We start from the raw sequence: 3,236 nt of genomic DNA on the forward strand, positions 1-3,236 counted from the left end.
GATTTCAGGCAGAAGTACTTGAACGTGTGTGTAATTCCGTTTTCCCATGACAAGACCCCCTGATGTAGTCTATTTTCCTACATCAGGGGGTCTTTTGTCACTGTCCGTTTTTACTGGACCTGTTCACATTTACCGGCGGGGGCTTTTTTACTTTATCCCTTCATCCGCTTCAGCACCACGGATTCCTCCTGGATGCTGGGGATGCCGCCGGCATACTCGGTGGACAGGCTGGCGGCGGTGGAGGCAAACCGGGCCACCTGCTCCAGCTCCGCCGGCTCCAGGTCTTCCGGCGCCTTGCCCAGCTTCAGCAGGCGGCTCACCGCGCTGCCGCCGAAGATGTCCCCGGCGCCGGTGGTGTCGATGGGCTTCACCTCGGGGGAGGACACGGTGACGCTCCCCTTCCGGTTGCAGAGCATGCAGCCCTTGGGGCCCAGGGTCACCATAGCCAGATTTACGCCGCACTCCTCCAGCAGCTTCCGGGCGCCCTCCTCCTCATCGCAGTTCCAGAGGAAGGTCACCTCCTCGTCGCTGATCTTCACCACGTCGGCCTGACGGAGGCCCCACAGGATCTCCTCTCTGGCCTGGTCCTGGCTGTCCCACAGGGGGAGGCGGAGGTTGGGATCGTAAGTAATGAGCTTGCCCTTCTCCCTGGCGTAGGCGACCGCCTGGCGGGTGGCGGTGCGCACCGGCTCCCCGGTGAGGCTGAGGGAGCCGAAGTGGAACACCTTGGCCTGGTCGATGAGGGACAGGTCCACCTCGTCGAACCGGAGCATGGTGTCGGCGCCGGGCTTGCGGGCGAAGCTGAAGGACCGGTCCCCGTCCTTGAAGGTGACAAAGGCCAGGGTAGTGAACACGGCGGGGTCCACCACGATGCCCCGGGTCTCGATCCCCGCCCCCTTTAGGGTGCCCAGCAGCAGCCTGCCGAAGGTATCGTCCCCCACCTTGCCCAAAAAGGCGGTGCGGGCCCCGTATTTGTTCAGAGCCGCCAGAAAGTTCCCCGGCGCTCCGCCGGGATGGGCCGCCATGGTGGGATAGCCGTCCCCATCCACACTCTGCTGGGCAAAGTCGATGAGCAGCTCGCCCAGTGCCACAACATCATACATCCTCCGTCACGTTCCTTTCCCTTTTTACGTTAAAATCAATTCCACCGGACAATGGTCGCTGCCGGTGATGTCGGCATGGATGATCTGGTCCCGGACCCGGGGGAGCAGCCGGTCGGACACGATGAAGTAGTCGATCCGCCACCCTGCGTTGTTCTTCCGGGCGTTGAACCGGTAGCTCCACCAGGTGTAGGCCCCTTCCCTGTCCGGATAGAGGGTGCGGAAGCTGTCGGCAAAGCCGCTGGACAGAAGCTCCGTCATCTTGCCCCGCTCCTGATCGGAGAAGCCCGCGTTGCCCCGGTTGGTCTTGGGATTCTTCAGGTCGATCTCCTCATGGGCCACATTCAGGTCCCCGCACAGCACCACCGGCTTTTTCTTGTCCAGCTCCATCAGCCAGGCGCGGAAATCGTCCTCCCACTGCATCCGGTAGTCGATGCGGGCCAGCCCCTCCTGGGCATTGGGGGTGTAGCAGCACACCAGGTAAAAGTCCTCATACTCCACGGTGATCACCCGGCCCTCGGTGTCGTGCTCCGGGATGCCGATGCCGTAGGTCACGCTGAGGGGCTTCACCCGGGTAAACACCGCCGTGCCGGAGTAGCCCTTCTTTTCGGCGCTGTTCCAGTAGATCTCATAGCCGGGCAGCTCCAGCTCGATCTGGTGGGGCTGGAGCTTGGTCTCCTGGAGGCAGAACACGTCGGCGTCCGCCTCCCGGAAGAAGTCCAGAAAGCCCTTGTTCAGACAGGCCCGCAGGCCGTTGACGTTCCAGGTCACCAGTTTCATAAATGGTTTCTCTCCAGTTCCAGTAAATATTGTTTCAGCTCCAGCCCGCCGGCGTAGCCGGTAAGGGAGCCGTCCGCCCCTACCACCCGGTGGCAGGGCAGGAAAACGGGCAGGGGATTTCTGCCGTTGGCCTGGCCCACCGCCTGGAAGCCCTTTGGCCGTTTCACCCGCCGGGCCAGCTCCTTGTAGGAGATCACCGTGCCGTAGGGGATATCCGCCAGGGCCCTCCACACCTTTTGCTGAAAGGGAGTTCCTTTGGGGGCAAGAGGCAGATCAAAAGACCGCCGCTTTCCCCGGAAATAGTCCAGCAGCTCTTCCCGGCCCCGCTCCAGCAGGGGGGTGGGGCTCCCCGCCGGCTCCACAGGGCGGCAGGGGAGATAGAGGGCGGTGAGGGCCTCCCCCTCGCTCTCCAGGGTCATCTGTCCCACGGGGGTGTCGAATACGATGCGGTCCACGTTATCAGTACCGCCGCACCACGGCGGTGACCTTGCCCAGGATGGTGCAGCCGTCCCCGTCGATGGGCTCATAGTCCGGGTTCTCCGGCATGAGCCAGGTGTGGCCGTCCTTCCGGCGGAGGGTCTTGACCGTGGCCTCCTCCTCAAAGAGGGCCACCACGATCTCCCCGTTGTGGGCGTCACTCTGCTGGTGGACCACCACCAGGTCCCCGGGCAGGATGCCGGCGTATTTCATGGATTCGCCCCGGACCTGGAGGGCGAAATACTCTCCCTCCCGGCCCCCGGTCTCAAAGGTCAGGTAGTCCTCCACGCACTCCTGGGCCAGGATGGGGGAGCCGGCGGCCACATTGCCCACCACCGGGATCCTGTCCCGGGGCGGCTCCGGCCGGACAGGGGCGCTGTGAGCGGCGCTTACCGTGATGGCCCGGGTCTTGCCCTCCGCCTTGGTGATGAGCCCCGCGTTTTCCAGACCCTTCAGATGGAAGTGGACAGTGGAGGGGGATTTTAAGCCCACATACTCCCCGATCTCCCGGACGGAGGGGGGATAGCCGTGCTCCTCGGAGAAGGAGACAATATAGTCGTAGATCTGCTGCTGCTTCGGGGTGAGCGCCTTCATGGCAGACCCTCCTTTGTTCTAGTTATCCAGTTTGAGTATACCATAGCTGTCCCTAGAACGCAAACATTTGTTCTAAATTCGAACAAAAAAAGCGGGCGGCCGTTATGGCCGCCCGCTGGCTCAGTCGTCGCTGAGGTAGTAGGGCTTCATCAGGCTGGGCTGCTCGGTGGAGTCCTTCTGATGGCTGCGGAGGGTGGGCTCCATGGGCCGCCGGGGACCCCGGTCCCGATGCCCCTTCTTCCGCTTGGCGGCGGACTTGGGGGCGGGGGTCTCCTTCACCGGGGT

At 63.2% G+C, this 3,236-nt stretch carries 4 protein-coding genes; all 4 read right to left on the bottom strand.

All coding sequences use genetic code 11. From position 1 onward, the window contains the following. Window positions 1–152: 152 nt before the first annotated feature. The 4 genes from E0E41_RS18315 to lexA are packed head-to-tail and all read right to left on the bottom strand — an operon-like array spanning window position 153 to window position 2,951. Entirely contained in the window at window positions 153–1,103 is a 951-nt protein-coding gene (locus E0E41_RS18315; RefSeq protein ID WP_130871323.1) for a carbohydrate kinase family protein, read from the bottom strand. A 24-nt stretch (window positions 1,104–1,127) separates the two neighbouring features. After that, complete coding sequence (locus tag E0E41_RS18320) at window positions 1,128–1,880, bottom strand: exodeoxyribonuclease III (RefSeq protein ID WP_130871324.1); 753 nt, start codon at window positions 1,878–1,880, stop codon at window positions 1,128–1,130. After that, the gene (locus E0E41_RS18325) at window positions 1,877–2,335 is read right to left on the bottom strand and encodes a methylated-DNA--[protein]-cysteine S-methyltransferase (protein ID WP_130871325.1); all 459 of its coding nucleotides are present in this window, start codon (window positions 2,333–2,335) and stop codon (window positions 1,877–1,879) included. The genes E0E41_RS18320 and E0E41_RS18325 overlap by 4 nt, the downstream gene beginning before the upstream one ends. A 4-nt stretch (window positions 2,336–2,339) precedes the next feature. Next, complete coding sequence (gene lexA, locus E0E41_RS18330; RefSeq protein WP_130871326.1) at window positions 2,340–2,951, bottom strand: transcriptional repressor LexA; 612 nt, start codon at window positions 2,949–2,951, stop codon at window positions 2,340–2,342. Window positions 2,952–3,236: the final 285 nt, after the last annotated feature.

The organism is Intestinimonas massiliensis (ex Afouda et al. 2020) (genome assembly GCF_900626285.1).
Classification (GTDB): domain Bacteria; phylum Bacillota; class Clostridia; order Oscillospirales; family Oscillospiraceae; genus Flavonifractor; species Flavonifractor massiliensis_A.